The 25,917-nt window shown below is 58.4% G+C and carries 26 protein-coding genes; 5 read left to right on the forward strand and 21 right to left on the reverse strand.

The window, feature by feature from the left end; genetic code table 11:
- Positions 1-3 precede the first annotated feature (3 nt).
- The 5 genes from GDA65_15060 to GDA65_15080 form a co-directional block, all read right to left on the reverse strand.
- Positions 4-444 carry a PAS domain S-box protein gene (locus tag GDA65_15060; GenBank protein MBA5864012.1) on the reverse strand — a complete coding sequence of 147 codons (441 nt, stop codon included), beginning with the start codon at positions 442-444 and terminating at the stop codon, positions 4-6.
- A complete protein-coding gene (locus GDA65_15065; protein MBA5864013.1) occupies positions 342-641 on the reverse strand; it encodes a PAS domain-containing protein in 300 nt (99 codons plus the stop codon). Before GDA65_15065 ends, GDA65_15060 begins: the two co-directional genes overlap by 103 nt.
- 422 nt (positions 642-1,063) lie before the next feature.
- Complete coding sequence (locus tag GDA65_15070; GenBank protein MBA5864014.1) at positions 1,064-1,507, reverse strand: hypothetical protein; 444 nt, start codon at positions 1,505-1,507, stop codon at positions 1,064-1,066.
- Positions 1,508-1,704: 197 nt separating this feature from the next.
- On the reverse strand, positions 1,705-4,137 hold the full coding sequence (locus GDA65_15075; GenBank protein MBA5864015.1) for a TonB-dependent receptor plug domain-containing protein: 2,433 nt from the start codon (positions 4,135-4,137) through the stop codon (positions 1,705-1,707).
- Between the two features lie 98 nt (positions 4,138-4,235).
- Positions 4,236-4,556, reverse strand: a complete 321-nt coding sequence (locus tag GDA65_15080; GenBank protein ID MBA5864016.1) for a hypothetical protein — start codon at positions 4,554-4,556, stop codon at positions 4,236-4,238.
- Positions 4,557-4,727: 171 nt separating this feature from the next.
- On the opposite strand from GDA65_15080, the gene GDA65_15085 reads away from it, so the two are divergent.
- Complete coding sequence (locus GDA65_15085; protein ID MBA5864017.1) at positions 4,728-5,786, forward strand: 3-deoxy-7-phosphoheptulonate synthase; 1,059 nt, start codon at positions 4,728-4,730, stop codon at positions 5,784-5,786.
- Between the two features lie 61 nt (positions 5,787-5,847).
- Positions 5,848-6,627: a YchF/TatD family DNA exonuclease gene (locus GDA65_15090; protein ID MBA5864018.1), complete on the forward strand. Its 780-nt coding sequence runs from the start codon at positions 5,848-5,850 to the stop codon at positions 6,625-6,627.
- On the opposite strand, the gene GDA65_15095 is transcribed toward GDA65_15090, so the two are convergent.
- Complete coding sequence (locus GDA65_15095; GenBank protein ID MBA5864019.1) at positions 6,614-7,147, reverse strand: hypothetical protein; 534 nt, start codon at positions 7,145-7,147, stop codon at positions 6,614-6,616. The genes GDA65_15090 and GDA65_15095 overlap by 14 nt on opposite strands.
- A gap of 63 nt (positions 7,148-7,210) precedes the next feature.
- Here GDA65_15095 and GDA65_15100 point away from each other — a divergent pair, with 63 nt between their 5' ends.
- The 3 genes from GDA65_15100 (at position 7,211) to GDA65_15110 (ending at position 9,776) form a co-directional block, all read left to right on the forward strand.
- On the forward strand, positions 7,211-8,569 hold the full coding sequence (locus tag GDA65_15100; GenBank protein MBA5864020.1) for an AMIN domain-containing protein: 1,359 nt from the start codon (positions 7,211-7,213) through the stop codon (positions 8,567-8,569).
- 47 nt (positions 8,570-8,616) lie between these two features.
- On the forward strand, positions 8,617-9,378 hold the full coding sequence (gene truA, locus GDA65_15105) for a tRNA pseudouridine(38-40) synthase TruA (protein ID MBA5864021.1): 762 nt from the start codon (positions 8,617-8,619) through the stop codon (positions 9,376-9,378).
- Positions 9,379-9,458: 80 nt separating this feature from the next.
- On the forward strand, positions 9,459-9,776 hold the full coding sequence (locus GDA65_15110) for a phosphate starvation-inducible protein PsiF (GenBank protein MBA5864022.1): 318 nt from the start codon (positions 9,459-9,461) through the stop codon (positions 9,774-9,776).
- Between the two features lie 138 nt (positions 9,777-9,914).
- On the opposite strand, the gene cysE is transcribed toward GDA65_15110, so the two are convergent.
- The 15 genes from cysE to GDA65_15185 form a co-directional block, all read right to left on the reverse strand.
- The gene (gene cysE / locus GDA65_15115) at positions 9,915-10,565 is read right to left on the reverse strand and encodes a serine O-acetyltransferase (GenBank protein MBA5864023.1); all 651 of its coding nucleotides are present in this window, start codon (positions 10,563-10,565) and stop codon (positions 9,915-9,917) included.
- A gap of 38 nt (positions 10,566-10,603) precedes the next feature.
- A complete protein-coding gene (locus tag GDA65_15120; protein ID MBA5864024.1) occupies positions 10,604-11,089 on the reverse strand; it encodes a 2-C-methyl-D-erythritol 2,4-cyclodiphosphate synthase in 486 nt (161 codons plus the stop codon).
- Positions 11,086-11,772 (reverse strand): 2-C-methyl-D-erythritol 4-phosphate cytidylyltransferase, encoded by a 687-nt coding sequence (gene ispD / locus GDA65_15125; protein ID MBA5864025.1) that lies wholly within the window; start codon positions 11,770-11,772, stop codon positions 11,086-11,088. The genes GDA65_15120 and ispD overlap by 4 nt, the downstream gene beginning before the upstream one ends.
- 167 nt (positions 11,773-11,939) lie before the next feature.
- Positions 11,940-12,965: a TRAM domain-containing protein gene (locus GDA65_15130; GenBank protein ID MBA5864026.1), complete on the reverse strand. Its 1,026-nt coding sequence runs from the start codon at positions 12,963-12,965 to the stop codon at positions 11,940-11,942.
- 50 nt (positions 12,966-13,015) lie between these two features.
- Positions 13,016-14,566: a Do family serine endopeptidase gene (locus tag GDA65_15135; protein MBA5864027.1), complete on the reverse strand. Its 1,551-nt coding sequence runs from the start codon at positions 14,564-14,566 to the stop codon at positions 13,016-13,018.
- 27 nt (positions 14,567-14,593) lie between these two features.
- Positions 14,594-15,523, reverse strand: a complete 930-nt coding sequence (locus tag GDA65_15140; protein ID MBA5864028.1) for a class I fructose-bisphosphate aldolase — start codon at positions 15,521-15,523, stop codon at positions 14,594-14,596.
- Between the two features lie 30 nt (positions 15,524-15,553).
- The gene (locus tag GDA65_15145; protein MBA5864029.1) at positions 15,554-16,546 is read right to left on the reverse strand and encodes a class 1 fructose-bisphosphatase; all 993 of its coding nucleotides are present in this window, start codon (positions 16,544-16,546) and stop codon (positions 15,554-15,556) included.
- 133 nt (positions 16,547-16,679) lie between these two features.
- A complete protein-coding gene (locus GDA65_15150) occupies positions 16,680-17,438 on the reverse strand; it encodes a DUF3108 domain-containing protein (protein MBA5864030.1) in 759 nt (252 codons plus the stop codon).
- Positions 17,439-17,493: 55 nt separating this feature from the next.
- The gene (locus GDA65_15155) at positions 17,494-18,894 is read right to left on the reverse strand and encodes a phosphomannomutase (GenBank protein MBA5864031.1); all 1,401 of its coding nucleotides are present in this window, start codon (positions 18,892-18,894) and stop codon (positions 17,494-17,496) included.
- 9 nt (positions 18,895-18,903) lie between these two features.
- The gene (locus GDA65_15160) at positions 18,904-20,352 is read right to left on the reverse strand and encodes a mannose-1-phosphate guanylyltransferase/mannose-6-phosphate isomerase (GenBank protein ID MBA5864032.1); all 1,449 of its coding nucleotides are present in this window, start codon (positions 20,350-20,352) and stop codon (positions 18,904-18,906) included.
- A gap of 48 nt (positions 20,353-20,400) precedes the next feature.
- Positions 20,401-20,868, reverse strand: coding sequence for an HAD hydrolase family protein (locus GDA65_15165; GenBank protein MBA5864033.1), 468 nt, complete (start codon positions 20,866-20,868; stop codon positions 20,401-20,403).
- Between the two features lie 185 nt (positions 20,869-21,053).
- On the reverse strand, positions 21,054-22,454 hold the full coding sequence (locus GDA65_15170) for an undecaprenyl-phosphate glucose phosphotransferase (protein ID MBA5864034.1): 1,401 nt from the start codon (positions 22,452-22,454) through the stop codon (positions 21,054-21,056).
- A gap of 7 nt (positions 22,455-22,461) precedes the next feature.
- A complete protein-coding gene (locus tag GDA65_15175) occupies positions 22,462-23,616 on the reverse strand; it encodes a glycosyltransferase (GenBank protein MBA5864035.1) in 1,155 nt (384 codons plus the stop codon).
- 73 nt (positions 23,617-23,689) lie between these two features.
- A complete protein-coding gene (locus GDA65_15180; GenBank protein ID MBA5864036.1) occupies positions 23,690-24,919 on the reverse strand; it encodes a glycosyltransferase in 1,230 nt (409 codons plus the stop codon).
- Positions 24,920-24,962: 43 nt separating this feature from the next.
- Positions 24,963-25,916 (reverse strand): glycosyltransferase, encoded by a 954-nt coding sequence (locus tag GDA65_15185; protein MBA5864037.1) that lies wholly within the window; start codon positions 25,914-25,916, stop codon positions 24,963-24,965.
- Position 25,917: the final 1 nt, after the last annotated feature.

The raw sequence follows: 25,917 nt of genomic DNA on the forward strand, positions 1-25,917 counted from the left end.
CCGTCACCGAGCCAACCCATCGGTTGACTTTTCCCTGGTCATTGCGCACAGGCAACGCCGCGCGATTACCCAGGCATAGTATACGTCTATACGGCGCAACCGTTGTTGGGATTCGAACAGCACGCAGTTCTCCATACTATGAAGCCATTGATCAAGATTCGCCGCGCGATTCTCGGGATGCAGGGCATCGGCCCATCCGTGACCCGATAGTTGCTCGGGTGTCCGTCCGGTGAACCGGCACCACTCTTCACTCATCCAGATGTTCCCCCCAGCTGCGTCCGTTTCAAACAAAAAACTCGGCACGGCTTCCGCCAAGGTGCGAAATCGGACCTCACTCTCGCCTAACCGTTCCTCGAAGCGTTTCCGCACGGTGATGTCATGGACGATGACCACTGCGCCGGTTGGACGGCCCTCTTCCAAGATCGGACTACAGGTATTGGACACCGGGAAAGGGGTGCCGTTTCGATGCCAAAAGACTTCAGGTCGGCAGGAAACAGGCGTCGTATCGGCTGGCCGATGATTTCTTGAGCGGTATATCCGAATAGCCTTTCGGCAGCGGCGCTCCAGCCAATGACGATCTCGTCGAGCGTCTTAGTGATCAGGGCATTGGAGGAGAGATCGGGGAGATCGATTTCAAGCATCTAGATAGGGCCCCTGAGTCGCTAGAGGGCGAGGTAGCGTGCTATCTATACTGGTATCTATCTACTAGAAGTAAGATATTATAAGTAAGATATGTCCGCTGCTCGAATTTCACGACGGAGCTCGATGCTTGTACTATATGTCCGGAGCGTAAAGAAACTCCTACAGGTGAAAACTAGGGAATTCCCTAGGGACCTTACTCGCGTGAGCCCCTCTGCCTGCTGAAATCCTGAGAACTCCCGCTCCGCAAAGTCACCGGCTGCCCATTGCACCGCCAGTGGATTGGTCCGTGTCGGCATGGATAGGACGAGGCTGAAAGGCAATCACGCCGCCTCGAGTCCAGGGCGATCGGCAGGCGGCCATCGCGCCATTCGGCCTTCAAATCCATTTTCTCCGAATCTACCCCTAGACAAGCACGGACTCATTACTGCGACCGGAAGTGAATCCGCACGGTGAGTTCGCCGTCAACAGGGTCGTCACCTTTGAGTTGAGGCAGGAAGGTCCATTTGTTCAGGGCAATGATGCCGGCGATCGTGAGTTCGCGATGTTTCGCTGATTCAAGCACAACCACCGTCACCTGAGCGTCCTTCGAAACGAGCAGACGCGCCTTCATCCAATCATCGAGGGGCTTCCCCTCCAGCGACGAAGGAATCGCCGGCCATGGCGTGGATTTCGGCACCGGCCCCACCTGCTGATCCTTGTTCAGCGGCAGCCCGTGCACATGCACTTCGGGCAGCTCGATGATGTCCGCATCCAACGCATGATCCGCCTCATGCGTCGCCTCATCCCCCGTCGCAGCCAAGGCCGCAATGGGCAACCAAACACCTACTACCAGTGAAATTGCCTGTATCCATTTCATAATTTCCATCCTACCCCATGACCTGACGGCTGCTCAAACGGGCGGGTCATCCAGCAAGGTCGCATTTTCCCACAGTCGGGACAGATGCCCAACAAGGTCGTCCGGCAAGGCCGCAGGGAACTCGGCGACTGAGGCGTACCCTTGCGGTACGTCGCAGGGAGACGAGTGACTGAGAACGCCGCCGGCAACCTTGTTCGGCATCTGACCTAGAAAAACCATTGACCGCGGAAAAAGAACGACCGTGGCATCCCCGCATGGGCGACACCCAGACCGATGCTCCCCTCGCCCTGGTTGATGTAATACTTCTGATCCAACAGATTGATGATGTCGAATCCCAAGAGAAACTTCTGCCCTTCCCACGGCAATGGAAACACATGGGCAATGGACAGGTTATAGATGGTGTAGGAGGGACTGTGCGTAGAATTGGTCTTCGCCTCCTCATTTTCGGCGGACCGTAACCCGGACGCGAACAACATCTGGCCGGTCATGGTCGTTCGCTCCAGGAATTTGTAGGTCACCACGGCTGAACTTGTCAGTGTCTGCATGTGATCACAGAACACTCCGCCCCGGGAATTGATGTCGGCGATTTCCTTGGCCTCCAACAGGAAATGCCCGGACTGCAATCCGTACCCTTTGCATTGTCCCCAGGCCACGTTGCCTCGCGCGGTCAGATTGTCGGTCAACTGCAACTTCAACGCGCCGTCGATCCCGCGCTGCCAGCCGCGCTCGAACGCGAAGTAATTCAAGAGCGGGGTTGTCCCGAATTGCCCGGCATCCGACAGGAAGTTGCTGAGCTTGTACCAGCCGGTGAATTGCAGGGTGGCGTAGCGATTCAACGCATGGTAACTGCCGACTTCGAAATAATGCGCGCGCTCGGCCCGCACCGTATTGTTGGTCACATCCTCCGGCTGCGCCCTGGTCCCAAGCGTGTTCAGTTTCGCAAATGAAATCGCTTCCAAGTTCGGCGGCGTGAACATCCGGCCATAGAACGCATGGAAGACGTTCGACTGGTCATACTTATAGGTGGCGCCGAGCCGCGGACTGATCTGGCCTTCGTTCCGCAAATACTGCACGGCATCTCCGCGCAGGCCCAGGTTGAAAGTCCACTTGTCGTTCGGGCTCCACTGATCCTGAATCCAAAACTCCTGCCGATACCCGATCTGACGATTGTCGGCGTTGAGACTGAGCAGGTCGCCGGTCGGATTCCCCGCCCCGTCGTCGGCAAAGGTATAGAGCCGGGTCTTGTTCACCGACTGCGTGCGGTCGATCTGAAACCCAGCTTTGATGAGATGCTCTTTACTGTGCACATAGGTGTAATCGAATCGCAGGCCGGTCGAGTAGGCATTGCGATCCTGATCGGCGGATGAGAATGGCTCAGCCGGATCGGCCGTATACGCGAGCACATTGAGCGGGTCGGTTTTGAACGTCGCGCGCGTGTGCCGCATGTACCCGGCGAGGCTGAAGAAGTTGTTGGCGTTGACGTCGTGCCGCCAGACCATGTGGCCGTATTGGTTGTTCTCCTTCTGAAATTCATTGATGGCCTGGGAGGCCACCGGCGTAAACCCCGGCCGCCCCGCTTGCAGGAGCGGCAACATCTGTCCGCTTGGATCCAGTTCGAGACCCGGCGTCGTGGGAATCTGATACTTCGCGACGGAGTTCAGAAACAACCAGGTGAAGTTGTTCTTATTGTCGTGCTGGTAGTCGCCGCGGATAAAGGTCTGGTTTCGCTCGCTCTGACCGTGGAACACGGAATGGCCCAGCGTCGGCGGCTCGATCCCGCGGTTCGTCGCCGTATGGCTGTTCAAAATATAGAATCGGAACTTTTCACCGACCGTGCCGCCATATTCGAATGACGGATTGAGCGTCCCATTCGAGCCCCCCATCATCTGCACCGACCCGAATGCCGGTTTGGTCCCGCTTTTGGTGGTAATGTCCAACACCGCCGCCGCCTTGTTGCCGTACTGCGCCTCCATCCCGCCTAGAATGACATCGGCTCGATCCCAGGCACGGGGGCTGATGACATCGGAGAAGGTCGACGAGACGGTGTCCGGAATCGGCACACCATCGATGCGCAGCTGCAGATTCGCGTGGTCCTGCCGGATATGCACCTGTTTGAGCGAACCGTAGACCGCGCTCGGAATCGTCAGCAGCACATCCTGGAGATCGGTATTGTTGCCTCGCGGCAAGGCTTCGATCTCTTTCCGGCTGAGCGCATAGGTCTCGCTCGAGGCCTTGTACTGAATCGGCGCCAGCGGCGAGACCACCTCAAGCGAGATCTCAGTGGTCTTCGCCAGCGTCAGCGTGACCGGTCCGACAGGCTCCGTCCCACGTTTCAGGATGAGATATTCGCTCCGATAGATATCCAGCCGGGCGCTTACGGAATAGGTGCCCTGGGATGGCAGCTCCACCGTAAACTCTCCCGCATCATTGGCCACCGCCGTCACGACGACAGTCCCCTCCTGATCCTTCACCTCGACAGAAGCCTGGGCCACGCGCCGGAGATCCTGGTTCTGCACGATACCAACCAGAGTCCGACCGACGTCCACCGTCGGCTGTTGGGCGTGCGCGGACAGGCCGACGACCGCTCCCAGCCAGCATCCTAGACATAACACCGTGGAGATTCTAAACGACCACATCATAGCTCCCTCACGAATATTCCCCGCCTGCGCGAAACCAGGGACAGAGCCCCGGTTGCTTGACGCAGGACGACCACTGATCCACAGATGGCGGCGCGGAATTATCGTTGAGGAGGTGCGCGAGAGGCGCGGGATGCAGGAAGCGACTGAGAGACAAGGACAGGGGCCGGCACGGGATGCGGCGGCCCATGGGCGAGGAATGCACAAGAGGCCGGCGCGTCGCCGGCGAGGGAATGGCCCGTGTGATATTGCACCCACTGGCACAGGTCGGTATCGGAGTGTTCATGCCCGTCGTGGTCCGCCGCCGCCAGCTCGTGATGAATCTCCAAGGCTGCGGCGAATGGCGCCATCGCGAGCAACATGCAGGCGAGCACGAGCGCGACGACCGGACTGGATTTTTTCTGGGCGAAATGACGAAACATACGTCCTGACCGAGCTCTGCGTGAGGCGAGAGTTGTACCAAGGGCACGCGTTGAATGCAAGCCGATCCCCCGACAACCCTCCACACTGGACTTTATCCTACAGAATTCGATATCTTAGCTGGAAATCTTGAATAGACGCACGAACTAGCCAGACCTTTCAAAGGGACCACCATGACCAGGCCGATCGATAACCAACATGTCATAGAGATTAGACCGCTCCCCGCTCCCCGCGAGGTAAAGACGCAACTCCCCATCAGCGATGAGGTCTCCGAGCTGGTCTTCCAGACGCGGCAGGCAATCCGGAACATCCTGCACGGCCGTGATATGGACCGTCTCATCGTGATCGTCGGCCCCTGCTCGATTCATGATCCCGATGCCGCCTACGAGTATGCCGACCGCCTGAAGCCTGTCGCTGATGCCGTTCGGGACAAACTGCTGATCGTAATGCGCACCTATTTCGAGAAACCCCGAACCACGGTGGGCTGGAAGGGCCTGATCAATGACCCTCACCTGGACGGCACCTGCGACATCGCTCAGGGCATTCAGCTGGCCAGGACCATTCTGCTGAACATCAACGGCAAGGGCCTGCCCTGCGCCACCGAACTGCTTGATCCCGTTACGCCGCAATACATCGCCGATCTCCTGAGCTGGACTGCCATCGGGGCCAGAACGACAGAAAGTCAGATTCATCGCGAAATGGCCAGCGGCCTCTCAATGCCGGTTGGCTTCAAAAACGGCACGGATGGAAGCCTGCAGGTCGCTATCAACGCCATGATCACCAGCCGGAGCCCCCACCATTTTGTCGGCGTGAACGCCGACGGCATCACCTCGATCATCAAGACCACCGGCAACCCCGATCACCACATCGTGTTGCGCGGCGGCGGCGGACGCACCAACTACAGCGTGGAGGACATCGCCCGCGCGGAAGCCGCCGTGGCCAGCGAAGGCTTGGCCCGCGGCGTGATGGTGGACTGTTCGCACGACAACTCCGGCAAGAACCATCAACGCCAGGTTCAAGTGGCCAGCGACGTCCTGAAACAATTTCAACAGGGCCGGCGCTCGATCATGGGGTTCATGTTGGAAAGTCACCTCCAAGGGGGCCGTCAGAGCTGGGACCCGAACAAGGCGTTGACCTACGGCATGTCCATTACCGATTCCTGCCTGGGCTGGAACGACACCGAAGCCTTACTCTACGGCATGGCGGACGCGCTCGCGGCCAGGACGGTGTAGGCGCTGCACCGTCCCGCCGTTTCGGGTCTCGCCCTGACAGTCCGATATTGGAATCCACACCATGCTGATCGATACCCATACGCATCTCGACGATGCGCGCTACAATTCCGACCGCGACGCCATGATCGCCAGGGCGCGGGAAGCCGGCGTGGAGACGATGATCACGATCGGCTGTGACCTCGCGACAAGCCGATCAGCGGTCGCCCTCGCTGCCCACTACCCGTTCGTCTACGCCTCGATCGGCGTCCATCCGCACGAAGTGAAACACATCACGGACAGTTGGTATGACGACCTCCGGCAGTTGGCCCGGCACAATAAGGTCGTGGCCTACGGCGAGATCGGCCTTGACTACCACTACAACCACTCCAATCCAGAGGAGCAACGCCTCCGGTTTCGCGAACAGCTTCAATTGGCTCGTGAACTGAAACTCCCCGTGATCATCCATACCCGGGAGGCGCAGGACGATACCATACGCATTCTGAAAGAAGAGCGGGCTTCAGAAATCGGCGGAGTCTTTCACTGTTTTTCGGGGGATGCCTGGCTGGCGAAGGATGCGCTGGAGTTGGGGTTCTACCTGTCGTTTTCGGGCATTCTGACATTTCAGAATGCGACCATGTTGCGCGAGATCGCCAAGACGGTGCCGGCCGACCGGCTGCTCATCGAAACCGATTGCCCGTACCTCACGCCGATTCCTCATCGCGGCAAACGCAACGAACCCGCCTATGTGAAACATGTCGCCGAGATGCTGGCCACGCTCGCAGCCAACGGCGCCGCCATGACTGCGAATGACATCGGCCGGCTTACCAGCGACAACGCGCGCCGTCTGTTCAAAATTCCTTGAGTTGCTGGTTTCGTTTGCGCTGGGACTTGGGCAGCTTGCGGGGATTGCCGCCTTTCTCCTTTGATCGTTTCACCACCTCGGCCTCGCCCCGGTCCAATTCTTTGAATGCCGGAGCAGCCGCCCGCGACGGCCGGTCGTAGAGTTTGGCGCGAAACTCGGGCGATCCAATAACGAACGCTCCAGCGGCCCTTGCTGCGTTGGCCACTTCATGGTCCGAGGACACCACCGCGCAATCCCTGCCATACAAGCTCGCGAGCCGTTGAATCACCTGATCGGCGCGCTCGCCCCGCTTGGAATACACGACCTCGACGCCCGACTGGAACTCACGCTGCTCCGCGCCCAGCCCGCCCTGCCAGCCGTCGAAGACCACGGTGACCGCATGTCCTTTGCGATGACGATATGCAGCCAACGTCTGAAGAAGTCCTTCGCGCGCCGCCTCGAGGCGGCCGAAACCGGACGGCCCTGCCATACCTGGGCTTCCCAGAAGGTTATATCCGTCGACAAGAAGATGTGTCGCCATCTACAATGACCCGGTTTCAGCGCTTTTGTTGACAATACCATAAACATCTGAGAAAAGGCCTAGATGGTACCTTGCCGAACAGAGTTCCGCCTCGAACCCCGGGTGATGGTGTTGCTCCGATCCTGCCTCATCCTGACTCTCGCCTGGTTCCTGGCTGGGCCGGCCCCTCTGTCGAGCGCGGAAATGCCATCGGAGCCGGCCTGGCCGCAGAGTCCCCCGATGTCCGGGGACGCGGCGCCCCCTCACTTTCTACTCATCAAAAAAGACTCCGCCGGCTCTTCGCGGTATCCGATCATCGTCCGCGACCTGCGCACCTGGTCCACTCCCGAGGGCACCCGGTTGGTGCTCGACCTGAATCGCAAGGCGTCCTTCACCGAAACTCATGCGCGAAATCCTGATCGGGTCGTCATAGAAATTTCGAATACGATTCTGGGAAAGTCCTCCCGTCAGCGTGTCTCCGGCGGCACGATTCCCCAGTCGTTTCACATTACGCAAAGTCGCCCGCGAGTCGTGACCATTACCCTAGCGCGCGCTCAAGGGTCGAAGTATACGGTCTTCTCCCTGGACAACCCGGACCGTCTCGTCATCGACATCTCTCACAAGGCGAAGGATCAAGTCCGGCAGATCGGTGAAACTTCAACTACCTCGCCGTCGGCCCCTGCTGTGGCGCTCCCGACTCCCCCGACGATTCCAAGCCCCACAGTGACGGAGCCAGTTCGCCCGACAGCCCCAAAACCGGCCAGTCACATCCAGACGATCGTGATCGATCCCGGGCATGGGGGCAAAGACCCCGGCACCATTGGGCAACATGGGACGACGGAAAAGGATGTCACCTTAAAAGTCGGACTGCTGTTGAAGGATCTGCTCAGTTCCCTGCCCAATACCCGCGTGCTCATGACCCGGGAGCGGGATGCCTTCATCGAATTGGAGGACCGGGCCAAGTTTGCCAACGGCAAGGATGCCGATCTGTTCGTGTCCATACACGTCAACTCGCATCCACACAAAGGGGTTCGCGGCCTGGAGATTTACCATTTCGGGGAAGCGAAAGATCAGCGTGCGCTGGAGGTGGCCGCGCGGGAAAACGGCACCCCGCTGAACAGTACCGGCCTCGGAGTTGAGTATATCCTCGCAGATCTCCTGACAACCAAAAAAATCGAGCATTCACAAGAACTGGCCTGGACCGCCAAGCAGGCCATGGTGACCAATCTCAATGGACGGTATAGCACCATCGATCATGGCGTGAAGACGGCGCCCTTTTATGTCCTTCGGTTCACCACCATGCCCAGCATTCTCGCTGAAATTGCCTTCATGTCGAATCCGGCGGAAGAGGAACAGATGCGGACGCAGCCGTTCCTGGCGCATATTGCGGAATCGATCTTCGAAGGAGTCAAAACCTATCTCCGTACCAACCCTGCCCGATGACAGCCGCCTCCCCGTTAGGCTAGAGTTCTGCTTTTCGCCTTGACCCTATGACTACGTTCAAGCTCGTCCTCGAGTACGACGGCACGCACTACTCAGGCTGGCAACGCCAACTCAATGCGACGACCGTCCAGGCCGCCGTGGAAGATGCGCTTGCGGCGGTTGCCCAGACGCGGATCCCGATTGTCGGAGCCGGTCGCACGGATGCCGGTGTGCATGCCCTCGGGCAGGTCGCGAGCTTCAGAACCGATCGCGGCCTTTCTCCGCGAGAATGGCTCCGCGCGTTGAATGCCCATCTCCCCTCCGACATCAGCGCGCTGTCGGTTGACGAAGTTCCGGATTGTTTTCACGCGCGATATTCCGCCACCGGCAAGCTCTATGAGTACCATATCCTGAATCGATCGGAACGGGCGGCCCTGCTTCGAGAACGAGCCTGGACGGTATACCAACCTCTCGACGTCGCAGCGATGACCGAAGCCGCTGCTTCCCTGCTCGGTTCACACGATTTTTCCTCGTTTGAAACCGCGCCGACCGACAATACAAATCCGCACTGTCGATTGCAGCAGTCGGAGCTCCGCCGCCAGGGCGTCCTGATTGTGCTGTCGTTCTACGCCGACCGGTTTCTCAAACAAATGGTCCGTACGCTCGTCGGAACGCTCGTGGAGGTGGGTCGGGGAAAAAGAACAGCCTCGGATATAGAAAGCATCCTCACCGCCCGTTCACGCCCCGCAGCGGGCAGAACAGCGCCGGCTCATGGGTTGTATCTCGTGCGGGTCGACTATGATGAACGCCCAATACCTTCTGCCACTTAAGTGACTTCCCGGTGAGACAGAATCGGCTATTTTTGTTATAGTTCCGCCGACACCGCCCTTCACCTTAACAGGAGACTTCCATGAAACATCTCTGCGCAGTGTTGTCCTCGCTCGTGTTGGCCGCCGTACTCATCACCCCGCAGCTCAGCCACGCGGGAGCCCAACAGAACAAAATGAAGACCTGCAACGCCGATGCAGACGCCAAGGGCTTCAGCGGAGAAGGCAAAGGCGACCAGCGCAAGGCGTTCATGAAAGAGTGTCTCTCCGCCAAGCCTGCAAAGGCTGCGGCCGGTGCGTCTCAGCAGAACAAGATGACGACCTGTAATAAGGATGCCAAGGCAAAAAATCTGGCGGGCGAGGAGCGAAAGAAGTTTATGAAGGAATGCCTGTCCAACTAGGCCCAGCAACCCCGGCACGGCGGAAGACTGTGCCGGGGATCAGTTTTCACCGCGTCCACGACGCCTGTGCGGTGCCTTCGGCGCGACGATGTACCTCGAGTCGGGAAAGAAACGATGGCAGATTGGAATTCGTGCAGGCTAGCGGCGCGTATCCGTGTCAGGGTTTTCGAGTTTTTTTCGTAGCTCGATCAGTTCCATCTCCAGCGCGGCGAAACGATCGGCCATAGGATCAGGCATATTCGTGTGATCCATCGTGGCATCGGGAAGCCGCTCGCCTTGCGATTTGATGATCCTGGCCGGCACACCGATCACGGTCGAATTCGGAGGAACCGATTTGACCACGACGGAGTTCGCGCCGATTTTCACATTGTCGCCGATGGTGATTCCACCGAGAATTTTTGCCCCCGCCCCGACCACCACGTGATTCCCCAACGTGGGGTGGCGCTTGCCGCGCTCTTTGCCCGTGCCGCCGAGAGTCACGCCCTGAAACAGCGTGACATGGTCTCCGACTTCGGCGGTTTCGCCGATCACCACACCCATGCCATGGTCGATAAAAAAAGAAGCGCCGATCTTTGCGGACGGATGAATCTCGATTCCGGTCAGCCATCGCGCCAGTTGGGAAATCGCTCTCGGGAAAAACGGCACCTGGCGTTCTTTCAGCCAATGCGCGAGCCGGTAGGCCAGCAAGGCGTGAAATCCGGCATACGTCAAAATCACTTCGAGCCTGCTGGTGGCGGCAGGATCCCGGTCGAAAATCGCCTGGAGGTCTTGAGAAATCTCCTTCAACATAGCTGGAACAGGCTCACGCGTGTAATCGGCCCGGCATGTCAGTCGCGCTCGATCAGACAGACGGCTTGCGCAGCGACCGCTTCTTCGCGTCCCACCGCATCCAAGCCTTCACCGCTCTTCACTTTCACGTTCACCAGTTCGGGGTCGACTTGCAGCACCCCGGCGATCGTCTTCTGCATGGCAGCCAAATGCGGACTCAACCGGGGCGCCTGGGCAATGATGGTGCTATCGACATTCGCAAGACGGTATCCCTTCGCGCGCAGTTTGCCGACGACATCTTCGAGCAACTTGAGGCTGGAGATATTTTTGAACCGCTGGTCAGAACTCGGATAGTGGCGGCCAAGATCTCCTTCCCCCATCGCCCCCAGCAGCGCATCGCAGATGGCATGCACTAACGCATCGGAATCGGAATGCCCTTGCAGCCCCTTGTGATGCGGAATTTCGAGTCCGCCGAGAATCAATTTTCGTCCGGCTACCAAGGGATGAATATCCCACCCGCACCCCACGCGTACACCCGTCGTCATTCTGCACTCCTCACTGCTGTTCGTGAACGGAGAATCGCCTCTCCGATCACGAGGTCTTCCGGCCTTGTGACCTTGATATTTTCGCCGCTTCCCTCGACCACCACGACCGGCTTCCCCAACAACTCGACGAGATGCGCATCATCCGTCGCATGGATGTTTCCCAGAAGAGCCTTACGATGCGCGTCCTCCAGGCACGCGCGCCGAAAGGCCTGCGGAGTTTGCGCAAGCCACAAGGGACCGCGATCGATGGTCCGCTCGATCACGCCGCCGGTCCCCACATATTTCACCGTATCACGCATCGGGAGTGCAATGATGGCCGCCCCATGCTCCGCCGCCGCGTCAACGACCCGGCGAATCATCTCGCCGGTCAAAAAAGGCCGCACCGCATCATGAACGAGGACGATGTCGGCCTCACTCACCTCGGCCAGCGCATGGCGAACCGAATCCTGCCGTTGCGCTCCGCCGGGCACGACCTTGGTGACCTTTCCGAATTCACCGGTCGCCACAAAATGGTCGAGGCAATATTGGCGTTCCGCTTGAGGCACGGCCAAAATGATCTCATGAATGACCGGGGAGGCTTGGAGGACTCGAAGAGACTGCGCGAGAATCGGTCGCCCGCCCAAGGCGAGAAACTGCTTGGGAACAGGCCCTCCCATACGAAGGCCGCGGCCGGCCGCCGGCACGAGGGCCACTGTCCTCAAACCCGCCCGTGATGAGTGGGGCTCAGGAACGGACACGGATAGACTCACGGAACATGGATGCACCACAACTTACTCACCGGTGCCCCCACCTGGCTCTCCGACGCCGCCCATCACAAAGGACCGGCCCACCGGGACTGTTCATCACCCGACTAACCACGCGCGACCTGATATTCTTCCCGCTCCGACTCCTCCTTCAGGCGGGTGAAGATCATCCGTCCCGCCGTGGTTTGGAGCACACTGGTCACGGTGACATCCACATTGCGGCCGATGCAGCGCCGCGCATTGTCTACGACGATCATCGTGCCATCATCCAGATAGGCCACGCCCTGCCCGGCTTCCTTGCCTTCCTTCAACACGAAGACGCGAATGGTTTCTCCCGGCAACACGACCGGACGCAAGGCGTTACAGAGCTCATTGATGTTTAACACACGCACGCCCTGCAGTTCGGCGACCTTGTTCAGATTCAAATCATTGGTCACAATGCGCCCCCCCACTTTCTTGGCCAACACCACCAGCTTGGCGTCGACCTCTTTGACGTGAGGGAAATCTTCCTCGATGATGCGCACATCGACCTCGGGCATTTTTTGAATCTTGTTCAAAATATCCAACCCGCGCCGTCCGCGCGCACGCTTTAGGGAATCGGATGAGTCCGCAATATGTTGCAATTCATTCAAAATAAAATGAGGCACCAGAAAAGGGCCTTCGAGAAACCCTGTTTCGCAGAGGTCTGCCACCCGGCCGTCGATGATCACACTCGTATCCAGCACCTTAAGACAGGCCTGGGAGGATCCTGACATCGACGGCCCGTGATGAACTCCGGGAAATTGTTCCTGCCCGAACCGCGCGCCCATGGCCAAGCCAAGATAGGGAAACCCTAACAGAAAGACCAGCCCGCCGATGTGAAACAGAAAGGTCTCGACATCGAATACCGCGCTGCCCACCCACTCCACCAACCCGGTCAGCACCAGACCGCCGGCAAGCCCCACCGCTCCACCGACAATAATCCCGAATGACAGTCTCCGGAGCGCATACTCCCCGGCGAGAATCATCCCGCCGGCGACCGCTCCCATGCCTAACCCTACCAACAAAAACCCGCGACTCGGGTCCTGGGCCCGCAGAAACAAGGCCAGCCCCGCAAGAGCGCTGAGAAGAACAAATATGGCCCGTGTTACCATACTGTTTTCCTCCTCTCTGTGATCGGCTTCGAATAGATGATTCGAAGCAATCACGGCCTCAGCGTCAAATAAATAGCCCGCCCCTGCCGCTTTAACAAGAGCAAGACCGCCTGGTCTTTCGGCAAATTTGCGGCCACATGTTCGTACGACTTGAGCGTGCCCACCGCCTTGCGATTCACCTCCAACACAAGGTCACCCTCGCGCACCCCGGCCTCTTCCGCCTGACTCCCCGCTTTGACCCGGACCACCACAATCCCGCGGTCGCCCGACTTGAGCCCATACCGGCCGGCTAACTCGGTATTCACCTCTCGCACGTCAATATCCGAGAGCAGTCCGGCTGGCGCAATCGACTCACCGCTGTCTTCCGCCGAAGCCTGCGACAGATTTTTAGGCTGCTCAGCAATGGCAAGATCGATGGACTTCGGCTTCTTTTCACGAATGAGCTTCACCGTGACTTTTTTCCCGACCACGGTTTGAGCCACGGCATTTCGCAAATGGGCAGGCGAATCCATCGGCTTGCCGTCATACTCGACAATCACATCTCCCCGCTCGAACCCGGCCTTTTTCGCCGGGCTATCATCCATAATGTCGCTGACGAGCACACCCTTCACATCTCTGGGCACGCCGAATTGTGAAGACAATTCCGGCGTCAGCTCCTGAATGGAGACGCCCAACCAGCCACGCACGACTTTCCCGTGCTGAACCAGCTGCTCCATGATGGAATGGGCCATGTTGCTCGGAACGGCGAAGCCGATTCCCATGTTTCCGCCGCTTTGGCTGTAGATGGCGGTATTGATGCCGACCAACTCGCCGCGGACGTTGACCAGCGCGCCGCCGGAATTGCCGGGGTTGATAGCCGCATCGGTCTGAATGAAGTCTTCATATTCGGCAATCCCCGCCGCCCGGCCAAGGGCGCTGACGATGCCCAGCGTGACGGTCTGTGTCAGACCGAAGGGATTGCCGACCGCCAGGACAAACTCGCCGACTTCCAGCTTGTCGGAATCAGCCCAGGCCACGGTCGGCAGACCGGTCGCCTCGATTTTCAGAACTGCCACGTCGGTCTTTGCATCCGTTCCGACCAGCTTCGCTTTGAATTCCCGTTTATCCGACAGGAACACCTTGATCTCGTCGGCCTTATTCACCACATGGTTATTCGTGATGATCAACCCGTTGGCATCGACGATCACTCCGGACCCCAACCCCTGCTGCTTCCGTTCCTTCGGCGCCTCGAAGCGCTTCATCCATTCCTCGCCGAAGAAGCGTCGAAAAAAGGGATCATCGAACGGCGTGCCCTTGCCTTCTTCGCCGCTCCCGTTGCGGGTCGCGAAAATATTCACGACCCCGGGTTTGACGAGCTTGGCGACATCGACGAAACTCTGGCCTCCGGCGCCCGGCAACGTCGGCTGTACCGCCGTTGAGACCGGCCGGGGAACCGGGGCCTGCACCGCGGGCGACTCCGGAACGGCATGTCCTGTCGGCAACCATCCCAAATCGGAGGTCAGAACAACCCCGATCAGGACGCCTGCAGATAACAGCAATGCCGGAAATATCCAGGATCGCCTTGATTGCCGCTGCTCGGGTGGAATAGGAGCGTCATCCATGGTGGTTCGTGTCGGCAGCCGAGCTGATTACGGCTTCTCGCCCGCGTACAGTCCCATGATCGTGTTCAAAAATTTTACGGCTTCCGCTTTCGGCCGCTGAAACGAATTCCGACCGATGATCGAGCCGAACCCGCCACCATCGCGGATCGCCCGTACTTCTTCAAACACCGTCTTTTCGTCGCTCTTCGCGCCGCCGGAGAAAATGACGATGCGACGCCCGTCGAACGAACTCTGCACGATATGCTTCACGCGCTCCGCCAATGTCGCAGTGGGAACCTTTTCGGCCTCATACACCTTCTTAGCCGCAGCCTGCTCGAGGTGGGCCGTCGGCAATTTCACCTTGATGATATGAGCCCCAAGTTGCGCCGCGATCTGAGCAGCGTAGGCGACCACGTCGAGGGCCGTCTCCCCTTCCTTGCTGAGTCCTGACCCACGCGGGTACGACCAGACCACGACGGCCAATCCGCAACTCTTGGCTTCTTCCGCAATCGCCCGCAATTGCTCATACATCGCATTGCAGTGGGACGATCCCGGATAAATCGTGAATCCCACCGCCGAGCAACCCAATCGCAAGGCATCCCGGACGCTGCCGGTCACCGAGGGCATCGGATCCTTTTCATCGTGAAGCGTATCGTGGCTGTTGAGCTTGAGAATGAGTGGGATTTGCCCGGCGAAATGGCTGGCGCCGGCCTCGATGAACCCGAGCGGGGCCGCATAGGCGTTGCACCCGGCATCGAGCCCCAGCTGAAAATGGTACTGCGGGTTGTAGCCGCCGGCATTGGGCGCGAAACTTCTGGCCGGACCATGTTCGAACCCCTGGTCCACCGGCAGGATCACCAATTTCCCCGTGCCCGCCAGCTTGCCGTGATTCAGCAGCCGCGCGATGTTCGTCTTTGTTCCCGCATTGTCGCTCTCATACCAGCTCAAAATTTCCTGGACCCGATTGCTCATAATCAACCTCCCAACAAACCTCGATCACATTAGCCGTTACGCCCGTCCCTGCACATAGTCTTCCGCCAGACTCACATCCTCAGCACTTCCGATAATCAGGGGAATCCGCTGATGGAGCGCCTTGGGCTCGACATCGAGAATACGCATCGTCCCCGTCGTCGCTTTGCCCCCTGCCTGTTCGACAACCATGGCGAGCGGGTTGCCCTCATACATCAATCGTAGTTTCCCTTCCGGCTTGTCCTTCTCTCCCGGATACAAATAGATGCCCCCGCCCAGGAGGATGCGATGCACATCCGCAACCAAACACCCGCTGTATCGCCCGGTATAGGGGCGCCCGGTCGGCTTGTCCTGCACTTTCAGATAATCAAGATATCGCTGTGTGCCGGCAGGCCAGCGGTGGTAGTTCCCTTCATTCACTGAATAGACCTTGCCACTCGCGGGAATGCGAATATTCTCGTTGGACAGCAGATACTCACCGATGGACGGCTCGAGCGTGAAGCCATGCACCCCTTGCCCGACCGTGAACACGAGCATGGTGCTGGCCCCATACAACACATACCCGGCGGCGATCTGCTCAGTTCCCTTTTGAAGCAACTCATCCTCGACAGACTGCCCCGTCCGGGATCTGCGGATAGAGAAAATCGCGCCTAACGGCATATTGACATCCGTATTGGAGGATCCGTCCAGAGGATCTACCAATAACATGTACTTCGCGCCTTCATGGACCATTTTCAGGGGCTTTTCCATCTCTTCAGAGGCCAGGACGCAGACCAGACCGCTGTGTTCAAAGACGCGAACAAAGGTGTCGTTGGCAATCTGATCAAGTTTCTTGACGATCTCACCCTGGACATTCGTCTCTCCAGTGGTGCCGAGGATCTTGTTCAACCCGGCCCGACGCAAGTCGTGAGCAATCATTTTGCCGACGAGGCCGATTTGGGTCAGCAGGACGGAAAATTCTCCGGTCGCTTCAGGATGCGCGGCCTGTTGTTCGATAATAAAACGGCTGAGCGTAATGGGAAATTTCGCCATGCTGAGGATTCCTCATGGATTGAGCAACGACGGGCCGAAACGCCGAGGGCTTCAGACAGAGCCGAAGCCCTCCCCACGAACCTGGCGCGATTATAGCGGTTTCCGGCCAAGCGAGCAAACCACGGCCGGTACGTTATGGCTGGGCGGCCGAACCATAGCCCTCCGTTAGTTCAGCCACGATGGACCCCACCACGACCTTCGCCTTCATTCTCACGGGCACCCGGTGCTGATCGGTCGTGAACCAGACACGGATATTGCCTTCGTTCAAAAAAATGCCCTGAAACGGCATGATCACCACCACACGGGCCGTTTCTGCCTTCCCCCACCGACCCTCCACGGCTTCAAGGGCTTCGACGCGCACGTCCATCTTGTAATTTTTCTTGTCATGATGGACCGTCATCGCGAGTGAGGCCCCCGGCACGAACGGCAGAACCTTGCGGACATAGTACAGACAGGACATGGCGTCCTGCGCATCCGGCGGAAGAGGGAGCTCGTCGGTTTTTCCGTCTTTGACGGCCGTCACCAGGCCTTCGTGATGCCGGAAGGTATAGTCGAAGTCGTTAAAGCGTTTTCCTTCCCGGCGGGCAAACGTCATGTGGGTCGGCAGGAATGTCTCGAGATCGACCTGCGAGACCCCTCGATTGTCGACGGGGTAAAACTTCGTCACCGTCGGGCTCGACCGGGCCGTCATGTTCAGGATGAGCTGCTGCCGCCCCCGTTCGTCCGGCCCTTCTTGCACGATCATTGTGGCGATTCCTGCGCGCATTCCTAGCCAGGTCACGTCGTAGGCGAGACGCTCACCGTTGGCAAAGGGCAGCGGCGCAGAAACCGATGGCTGGCCCTGCGGGCCCATTTCTGCATGAGGCACCGTGGGAACCAGGATAGAGGCCACAATGGCCGCGATGAATACGAGAGTGAGAGGGAGTGACGAGAGGGGGAGGGGCACCCTAGATCGACAGCACACGCCGCGCCTGTGCCAGTTCGGTTTCGATGGTCGCGCGAATCACGTCCAACCTGGCCGGTGAAGGAGCCTCAAACCGGAGTACCAGCGCGGGTTGCGTGTTGGAAGCCCGAATCAAACCCCATCCGTCCTCGAAAACCGCGCGTACCCCGTCGATCGTCACCAATTGCCGCATGCGGAGATTCGACGCCCCAACCGGCTGGCCGGCATCGAGATAGGACGCCAGCTGGCGATGCACCTGCTCGACCAATTGAAATTTCACGGCGTCGGGACAGTCCACCCGAATTTCCGGTGTCACCGTCGTCTGCGGGAGATCGGCCACCAGGCTTGAGAGCGATTGCTTGGTCTTGGCCAGAATCTCCACTAACCGGCAGGAGGCATAGATCGCGTCGTCAAACCCAAAGTATCGGTCGGCAAAAAACATATGGCCGGACATTTCGCCTGCAAGGACGGCCGATTCGGCTTTCAATTTCGCCTTCATCAGGGAATGGCCGGTTTTCCACATGATCGGGCGCCCGCCCTTGGCCGCGATGTCGTCGTACAAACATTGCGAAGCCTTGACCTCAGAGATAAAAGTAGTGCCAGGTCTCTGGGCCAGAATATCGCGCGCATACACGATCATGAGGCGGTCACCCCAGAGAATCTCTCCCCGCTCATCGATGGCGCCGATGCGATCGGCATCTCCGTCGTACCCGATGCCGGCGTCCGCTTTGTGCTCCCGCACAGTGGCAATCAGATCTTGAAGATTCTCCACCACTGTGGGATCGGGATGGTGGTTTGGAAAACGCCCGTCCAACTCATCATAGAGCCCGGTGACCCGACATCCCATCTGCTCCAACGCTTGCTTGGCGACCAATGACGCCGCGCCGTTCCCGCAATCGATAATCACATGCAGGTGGTCGGCACGGACGCCCGAGAATACAGTTTTGAGATGCTGCAGGTAGTCCGGAATGATGGGATGAGAGGACAATTTCCCAGGCCCGGAACTGAATTGGCCCACCTCCATGACGCGCCGCAATTGCTGAATCTCTTCGCCATGGATCGCTTCCTTCCCAATGCAGATCTTGAAGCCATTGTATTCGGCGGCATTGTGACTGCCGGTGATCATGATCCCGCCCTGGACCGGCAACGTGAACAAGGAAAAATACAGTAGCGGCGATGCACAGAGTCCCAAATCCACCACATCAAGCCCGCCGGCAAGCAACCCTCGAAGTAATGCCTGCTGTAAGGCAGGCGAGCTCAGACGTCCGTCCCGCCCGAGACTGATTCGCGAGGCACCTTGCTTCCTGGCCATGGTCGCATAGGCGCGCCCCACCTGCTCGGCGATCGCTTCCGTGAGGTCTTCTCCGACAATGCCCCTGAGATCATATTCCCGAAACAACGCCATTCCAGTCTCCTAACGTGCCCGGCCGAGCCGCCCGTAATCGTCTTGGAACCGCACAATGTCATCTTCTCCGAGATAGGGCCCATTCTGTACTTCGATGATATGGAGGACTTCCGCGCCAAGATTTTCGAGACGATGGGCCGTTTCCACAGGAATCGCCGTGCTCTGCCCCACCTGCAGATCCAGGACCTCGTCGCCGCGGGTCACCCGGGCAGTTCCCGTGATCACCACCCAGTGTTCGCTACGCTTATGGTGGAGCTGTAATGACAACCGTCCCCCCGGGTTCACCGTCACACGCTTCACTTTGTATCCCGGCCCTTCCTCCAACACGGTATAGGACCCCCAGGGGCGGAACACCGTTAGGTGTTCCAGATGTTCCGGCGCTCCCTGCTGCTTGAGAATTTCCACCATCTGCTTCACGTCTTGCGAGCGGGACTTCGGGCAGATCAACGTGGCATCCGGCGTATCGACCACAACCATATCCGTGAGGCCGATGGTGGCGACAACCCGGCGATCGGCATAGAGGACGGAATTGGTGCTGTCCAAATCGATGACTCGACCGCTGACCACATTGCCGGCCTTGTCGCGCGGCGCGACCTCTTCAAGGCTGCTCCAATTGCCCACATCCGACCAGCCGAACCCCACCGGAATCATGGCCGCATGCGCCGACAGCTCCATCACGCCGTTGTCGATCGATACCGACGGAACTTTCTTGTAGGCCGCTTCAATCTGCTGGGGGGCGGCGCCCGACATCATCAGGGAATGGACCTTCTGCACGGCTTTAGCCAGTGGCGGCTGGTGGCGGCTGATTTCGTCTCGAATGGTGGCTGCCTTCCAGAGGAACATCCCGCTATTCCAAAAGTAATTGCCGTTGCGGAGGTACTGCGCCGCCTTTGTCCGGTTCGGCTTCTCGACAAATCGAGCGACCGGGTGGCCGGTCAGCCGACCCTTTTTGGCCAACACGGTTCGCCGATTCGGCTGAATGTATCCGTATCCGGTCTCCGGCCTGGTCGGCTCGATGCCGAACGTCACCAAATGCCCCTTTTCGGCAAGCTGCACACCCAACGCCACCGCGGCCTGAAACGCCTTTTTTCCGGTAACGACATGATCCGCCGGCAAGACCAGCATCATCGCCTCGGGATCGCGCCGAAGCAGCTCCGCCGCCACCAGCGCAATGGCCGGGGCGGTATTGCGCCCGACCGGCTCAATCACATAGTTGTCTTTGAGGTCGGACTTCCACTCTCCCAATTGCACGCGAATCGAATCCGCCTGCCCGGGATTGGTGGAGATGAGCACCCGATCGGGTCTGGCACAGGAGAGCACGCGCCGCATGGTCTGCTGAATGAGCGTCTCCTCGCCGATGATGCGTAGAAGTTGCTTGGGATAAAGATGCCGGCTCAACGGCCAAAACCGGGTCCCGCTGCCGCCCGCCAAAATAACCGGATAGAGGTGGTCTACCATATCTCCAGGGCTCCGCTTCCGTTCAACAGGACAGGGATGGCCATCGCTTCACCGGGGTTGTTGCGCTGCCAGGATGAGATCCGCCAATTCCCTCACGGCGCCCTCCCCGCCGTTTTTCTTGCACACATACCGTACGACCTTCAACACGGGAGGCATGCCATCGGCCGGAGACGCAGAGAATCCGACCGCGCCCAACGCCTGGAGGTCATTCACATCATCACCGATGTAGGCCACTTGCTTCATTGTGAGGCCATGCCGCGCGATCAGATCTTTCAACACTGCGAGCTTATCATAGGCCCCTTGGTGGACCTCGGGGATTGTGAGTTTCTGCGCCCTACGCATGACGATTTTCGTCGATTCCTGGGTGATGATCGCCGTCACGATTCCCGCCTTTTGCAACAGCTTGATCCCCATCCCGTCACGCGTATTGAACTTTTTCCATTCGTCTCCGGATTCGGAATAGTACATGCCGGCGTCCGTCAGCACGCCATCGACATCCGTGGCGAATAAACGAATGCCGCGGAGAATCCTCAGGAGGGAAACAGATGGCTTCGATAGAGTGCTGGTTCGACGTGTCGTGCTAGGCATGCGAAGGCTTTCGGGGGCGATGTTAACAAGCCATCACATGAAACTCAAGAAAACTCAGCCCAATGCGAAGGGATCGTTCGGGCCGATGGGAGCTTGAACGAAGGACAGAACTCTCAATAGGCATGCCGGTGAACAAATCCCCGCCAAACCGTGAGCAACATGATTTTGATGTCAAACCAGATCGACCAATGCTCGATGTAATACAGATCATGCTCGATCCGCTTTTCCAGTGACGTGTTTCCCCGCCAGCCGTTGATTTGGGCCCATCCGGTGATTCCAGCCTTCATCTTATGACGCAGCATGTATTGAGGCAGGGTTTCGCGGAATCGCGCGATGAATTCGGGCCGCTCGGGCCGCGGACCAACAATGCTCATTTCCCCTCGCAAGACATTCCAAAATTGAGGGAGCTCATCCAAACTGGTCCGCCGCAAGAACGCTCCGATGGGCGTCCGCCGATCGTCGTTGGGTTGCGTCCAGACCGGCCCCGTCTCGGATTCCGCGTCCATTTTCATCGAGCGAAACTTCAACATCTCAAACGCCTGCCCATCCAGCCCCATCCGGAGCTGACGGAAAAAGATCGGGCCGGGAGACGTCAGTTTCACCAACGCGGCGACCAGGCATAAGACCGGCGAAAACGCTACCAGGGCCGCAAACGCCCCGACAATATCCAACACCCGCTTGATGACCAGATTCCAGCCGTGGAGAGGCGACCCTTGCAACGTAATCAACGGAAGGCCTTCGAACATTTCCGCTTCCGCCCGCAGACTCACGAATTCACACATCGCCGGCAACGCCTTCACCTCGACCATGGTGGTGGCCAGGAACCCGAACATCTTCTCCGCCCACTGCTCATCTTCCGGAGGAAGGCAGACGAACACGATATCGATCCCGGACTGAACACGTTCCTGGAGATCATCATACCGTCCGAGCACCGGCACCCCGTTGATCCGCTCGCCCACTTTCCGGGAATCGGCGCTCAAAAACCCATGCACCCTCACGCCCAGTTCCGGGTGCTGAGCAAGTGCGTCCACCACCCGGCGTCCCAATCGACTGGTGCCGATAACTAACGCATGGCGCTGGTTGTATCCATGACGACGCAGAAAACGGAGCGCCTCCCGGAACAGCACCCGTGAAAACCCCAAGGTGATGAGGTTCAACAGCCAGAAATACAGCAACACCAACCGGGAATATTCGTATTGCCGGAAGAAGAACGTGAGAGCCACGAGGATCAACACGGACAACGAATTGGCTTTCGCTACGTCGAAAAACTCAGACAATCGCGTGCCCATCCGCCGCGGGCGGTAGAGATCGAAGGCCTGGAACGACACGCCCCAGACGGCGATGATCGGGACCAACAACAACAGATAGATCCGGAGCGGAGGAATTCCTTTAGTGGCAGGCTCAACGATCTCTGAAAAACGCAGGTAGTAGGCCCCGACCCAACAGGCGCAGATCAGCCCCAGGTCGATACAGAATAGGAGGCTCTTGAGAAACTGGGAGTGGCGTTTGAGCATGCGCCCTCTATGAAGCCGTCCCCGTCAACGCCTCCATGGCGAAGGCGTTCATACGCTCCTTGAAGATCCGGCGGTCGAATGCGGCCACGTGGGCACGAATGGCCTGCGGGTCAAATTCCGCCCGGCGACGCTCGCACGTCTCCATGGCCTCGACGAGAGCCTCGACCGATTGCGTGAAGAAAAACACTCCTGTGCCGGACGGTCCCGCGACGGCCACAGAACCGGCCCCCTGCAACGGCACCACGGTCTCCAGCGCGCCCCCACGCCCAAAAGCCACCACGGGCTTACCGCAGGCCATTGCTTCCAGCGGGACGATACCAAAATCCTCCTCCCCGGGAAAGAGCAGTGCGCGACAGCGTGCATAATGATCCCGTACGACGCTGTCCGGTTGCCAGCCGAGAAACTCCACCGTCGGTCCGGCAAGCTTGCGCAACCGTGCCTCTTCCTGCCCCTTGCCGATGATCTTTAGTCGCCGTTTCATAACATTACATGCCTGAATGGCCAGATCAACCCGCTTATACGGGGCAAAGGCCGTGACCATGAAATAAAAGTCCTCTGATTGCTCCGAGGCTTGAAAGGTCTGCCAATCGACCGGCGGATGCAGCACTGCCGCCGGCCGGTGGTAATACCTCTCCACCTTCCGGGCGATGTTGTGCGAATTCGCGACGAATTGATCCACTCGCGCGGCGGAGGTCACGTCCCACGCCTGTAAACGCTCCCTGAACAGCGTCATGCCCAGTCTCGCCAGAACTCCCGACCTTCCGCTGCCGGCGTAGTTTTCGAACTGATCCCACACATACCGCATCGGCGCATGGATGTAGCAGAGGTGTTTTGCGCCTGCCGGTGGACGAATGCCCTTGGCGACGCAATGGCTCGAGCTTAAGACCAGGTCGTAGGCCGGCAGACGAAATCGCTCGATCGCCGCAGGAAACAGCGGCAGGTAATAACGATAGAACCGATCAGCAAAGGGAAGAGACTGAATACAACTCGTCCGGATATGGCGGCGTTCAATCGTCGGAGAGACCGTGCCTTTGATGTGGAGCAGGGTGTACAGGTCAGCATTCGGAAACAATTCACAAAAGGCCTCGAGACAACGCTCTCCCCCTCGCATGCCGGTCAACCAGTCATGAACGATGGCAACTCGCAGACTACCTGATTGCATTTAGTCCGTAGCCATCGAGAGTCTTACCGACATTCTGACGAGCACAGCTTCCCGCTGTGTCACAACCGTTCTTTTATCCGGCCAACGCCTTCTCATACATCTCTTCGAGCCTGTCGATGTGTGACTCAAGATGATCAGGGGAAGACCAGTATCGATGATAGGCTGCACGTCCCATTCGGCGCACAGTCTGATCGTCGCGCATGACCCGCATTTTTGCGGCAAGATCTTCGAGATCGCCTCCCTTGAACCACAGTCCAGTCACGCCGTCAGCAACACTTTCCCTGGCAGCCGACGTATCCGGAACAATCGCGGGAATGCCCAATGCCGCGGCCTCTACAACGGCAAGCCCTTGCGTTTCATAACAGAGTGACGGAGCCACCAACACCCGCGCTTTGGACAGGGCCTGCATGAGTTCAGGCCGGTCACACCATCCAGTAATCTCCGCGGACGGGAGTTCTTGTTCAATAGATTTGCGGCACTCGCCCTCACCCACAAAGGTCACCGGATAACCTGTCTTCTGCCCTGCGAGGGCGAGCAGCAGACATCCCTTTTCGCGTGCCAATCTGCCCACGAAGATATACGCTGAATGGTCCTCGACAGTGACCGGATCACATTTTGGCATATCGATCGGATTCCGGACCACATGCGTGGTCGAACGGGGAGGCAGGGTCTCGCGCAGCACACCTTGGCACAACCGTGAGGGAACAATAAACTGTTGGACACAGCCTGGCAAACGCCCCATTCGCTGCTGTACGATTTGCCGCACCACCCGCCAGATTTTGTGCCCAAAATTTCGCTTATCACAGGCGCTCGCAATACAAGAGAGAGAGAGCGGGCGAAGATGACAGGCCTCCCCTTTCGGGTAGTGAAAGAAGGCCCCGTTCGGGCAGGCTGAAAAGTAATCATGCAGCGTGCATACGACTCTGAAACCACGCACCGCAGCCTGGCGCACCACGCTCGCAGACAGTGCTTTCGTCCATCCATGAACATGGACGATGGTCGTCGCCGGACTGAGTTGCTTCAGGAGAAGGGCCATTTCCCGTGAGGCCCTGAAATTCCACATCCCCTGAACAAATGCACGAAGGCGATTGGGATCCTCCACGATTTCATGTTGTCCGAGGCAGATGGTAGAAAGATTCGGCTGCTGAAGGTCTATTGAGATCGGCCCGACGGCAGCAAACAAGATAACCTTGTAGCCTCTTGAGGCCAGTGCCTTGGCACTGGCCAAGGCCACTTGGGCGGACCCGCCGTTCACATACGCAAAATCGTTGAGGACCAGAATCGTTATATCACGCGGGCGCATGACAACCGACCAGTAGCATCATCGATACACTCCAGCCATAGCCTCAGCTGCCCTCTTCGTTCAGAAGTTTTCCGTACCGCCCTCTCAAGCCGATTGCCCATCGCCAGAATTCTCTGACTGGTGCCTTTCTACTGAACCGTACCAAATTCCAAGCACAGAGCCCCGGCAAACTGGCCGTAAACAGTACTCTACCCCAAACGCGCGACCGATCCAATCGCGCATCCAGCAGACGATAGGCATAGCCGCACGACCATCGCGGCGCGGCATATCCATAATTGGACCTCAACATCCTGACAGTTTCTGCGTAGGTGGCGACACGGTCTTTCACGGTTTTGCAGTCGTTGTGCAGTCGAATACTGGCCAGCGGGACCGGCACATACTGAAGCCGATATCGCTTCGAGATCCTAATCCACAGATCATAATCCATACAGTAGCGGAGGGAATCGCGGATAAACCCGACCTGCTCTATCACCGATCGTCGCACAAACGTCGCTGGTTGGGCGATAAAACAGGTTTCCTTGAGGCGATCCGCCGAGAAGGGTTCGGAAGGAAACCGCCCGAGCGATGTTCCATCCTGAGAGATGTGAAAACCATCGCCATAGATGAGCGCGACATCTGGATGATTCTGCAAATAGCTGACCGCCGTCGAAATCGCGCCCGGGAGGTAGATATCATCGGAATTCAGCCACGCCACAATCTCTCCAGTGGCTCTTTTCCACCCCTTATTGATCGCCTCCGATTGTCCCCTATCTGGTTCAGAAACCCAGGAAATCCTGCTCCCGTAACTTTTCAATATCGATACCGTCTCATCCGTAGAATCACCATCTATCACCATGTATTCGACTGCCGGATAGTCCTGAGAGAGCACGCTTTCGATGGTTTCACGTATGAAGCGGCCCTGATTGTAGGAGGGAGTGACGACGGTGACGGTGGGAAAAATCTGTGGATCAGAAGCGCGTGTCGCGCAGGCAGGCTCCTGCTCACGGAAAGCCATCACG

This window comes from Nitrospira sp. CR1.1, assembly GCA_014055465.1.
GTDB lineage: Bacteria > Nitrospirota > Nitrospiria > Nitrospirales > Nitrospiraceae > Nitrospira_A.

Excerpts from the sequence above, each read along its gene's own strand:
- GDA65_15095 (MBA5864019.1), bottom strand. The coding sequence starts at position 7,147 with ATGGCGACACATCTTCTTGTCGACGGATATAACCTTCTGGGAAGCCCA.
- GDA65_15135 (MBA5864027.1), bottom strand. The coding sequence starts at position 14,566 with ATGGATGACGCTCCTATTCCACCCGAGCAGCGGCAATCAAGGCGATCC.
- GDA65_15145 (MBA5864029.1), bottom strand. The coding sequence starts at position 16,546 with ATGGCGAAATTTCCCATTACGCTCAGCCGTTTTATTATCGAACAACAG.
- GDA65_15180 (MBA5864036.1), bottom strand. The coding sequence starts at position 24,919 with ATGCGCCCGCGTGATATAACGATTCTGGTCCTCAACGATTTTGCGTAT.
- GDA65_15065 (MBA5864013.1), bottom strand. The coding sequence starts at position 641 with ATGCTTGAAATCGATCTCCCCGATCTCTCCTCCAATGCCCTGATCACT.
- truA (MBA5864021.1), top strand. The coding sequence starts at position 8,617 with ATGACTACGTTCAAGCTCGTCCTCGAGTACGACGGCACGCACTACTCA.
- GDA65_15085 (MBA5864017.1), top strand. The coding sequence starts at position 4,728 with ATGACCAGGCCGATCGATAACCAACATGTCATAGAGATTAGACCGCTC.
- GDA65_15160 (MBA5864032.1), bottom strand. The coding sequence starts at position 20,352 with ATGGTAGACCACCTCTATCCGGTTATTTTGGCGGGCGGCAGCGGGACC.
- GDA65_15090 (MBA5864018.1), top strand. The coding sequence starts at position 5,848 with ATGCTGATCGATACCCATACGCATCTCGACGATGCGCGCTACAATTCC.
- GDA65_15155 (MBA5864031.1), bottom strand. The coding sequence starts at position 18,894 with ATGGCGTTGTTTCGGGAATATGATCTCAGGGGCATTGTCGGAGAAGAC.
- GDA65_15100 (MBA5864020.1), top strand. The coding sequence starts at position 7,211 with ATGGTACCTTGCCGAACAGAGTTCCGCCTCGAACCCCGGGTGATGGTG.
- GDA65_15070 (MBA5864014.1), bottom strand. The coding sequence starts at position 1,507 with ATGGAAATTATGAAATGGATACAGGCAATTTCACTGGTAGTAGGTGTT.
- GDA65_15075 (MBA5864015.1), bottom strand. The coding sequence starts at position 4,137 with ATGATGTGGTCGTTTAGAATCTCCACGGTGTTATGTCTAGGATGCTGG.
- GDA65_15080 (MBA5864016.1), bottom strand. The coding sequence starts at position 4,556 with ATGTTTCGTCATTTCGCCCAGAAAAAATCCAGTCCGGTCGTCGCGCTC.
- GDA65_15120 (MBA5864024.1), bottom strand. The coding sequence starts at position 11,089 with ATGACGACGGGTGTACGCGTGGGGTGCGGGTGGGATATTCATCCCTTG.
- GDA65_15110 (MBA5864022.1), top strand. The coding sequence starts at position 9,459 with ATGAAACATCTCTGCGCAGTGTTGTCCTCGCTCGTGTTGGCCGCCGTA.
- GDA65_15130 (MBA5864026.1), bottom strand. The coding sequence starts at position 12,965 with ATGGTAACACGGGCCATATTTGTTCTTCTCAGCGCTCTTGCGGGGCTG.
- GDA65_15170 (MBA5864034.1), bottom strand. The coding sequence starts at position 22,454 with ATGCTCAAACGCCACTCCCAGTTTCTCAAGAGCCTCCTATTCTGTATC.
- cysE (MBA5864023.1), bottom strand. The coding sequence starts at position 10,565 with ATGTTGAAGGAGATTTCTCAAGACCTCCAGGCGATTTTCGACCGGGAT.
- GDA65_15175 (MBA5864035.1), bottom strand. The coding sequence starts at position 23,616 with ATGCAATCAGGTAGTCTGCGAGTTGCCATCGTTCATGACTGGTTGACC.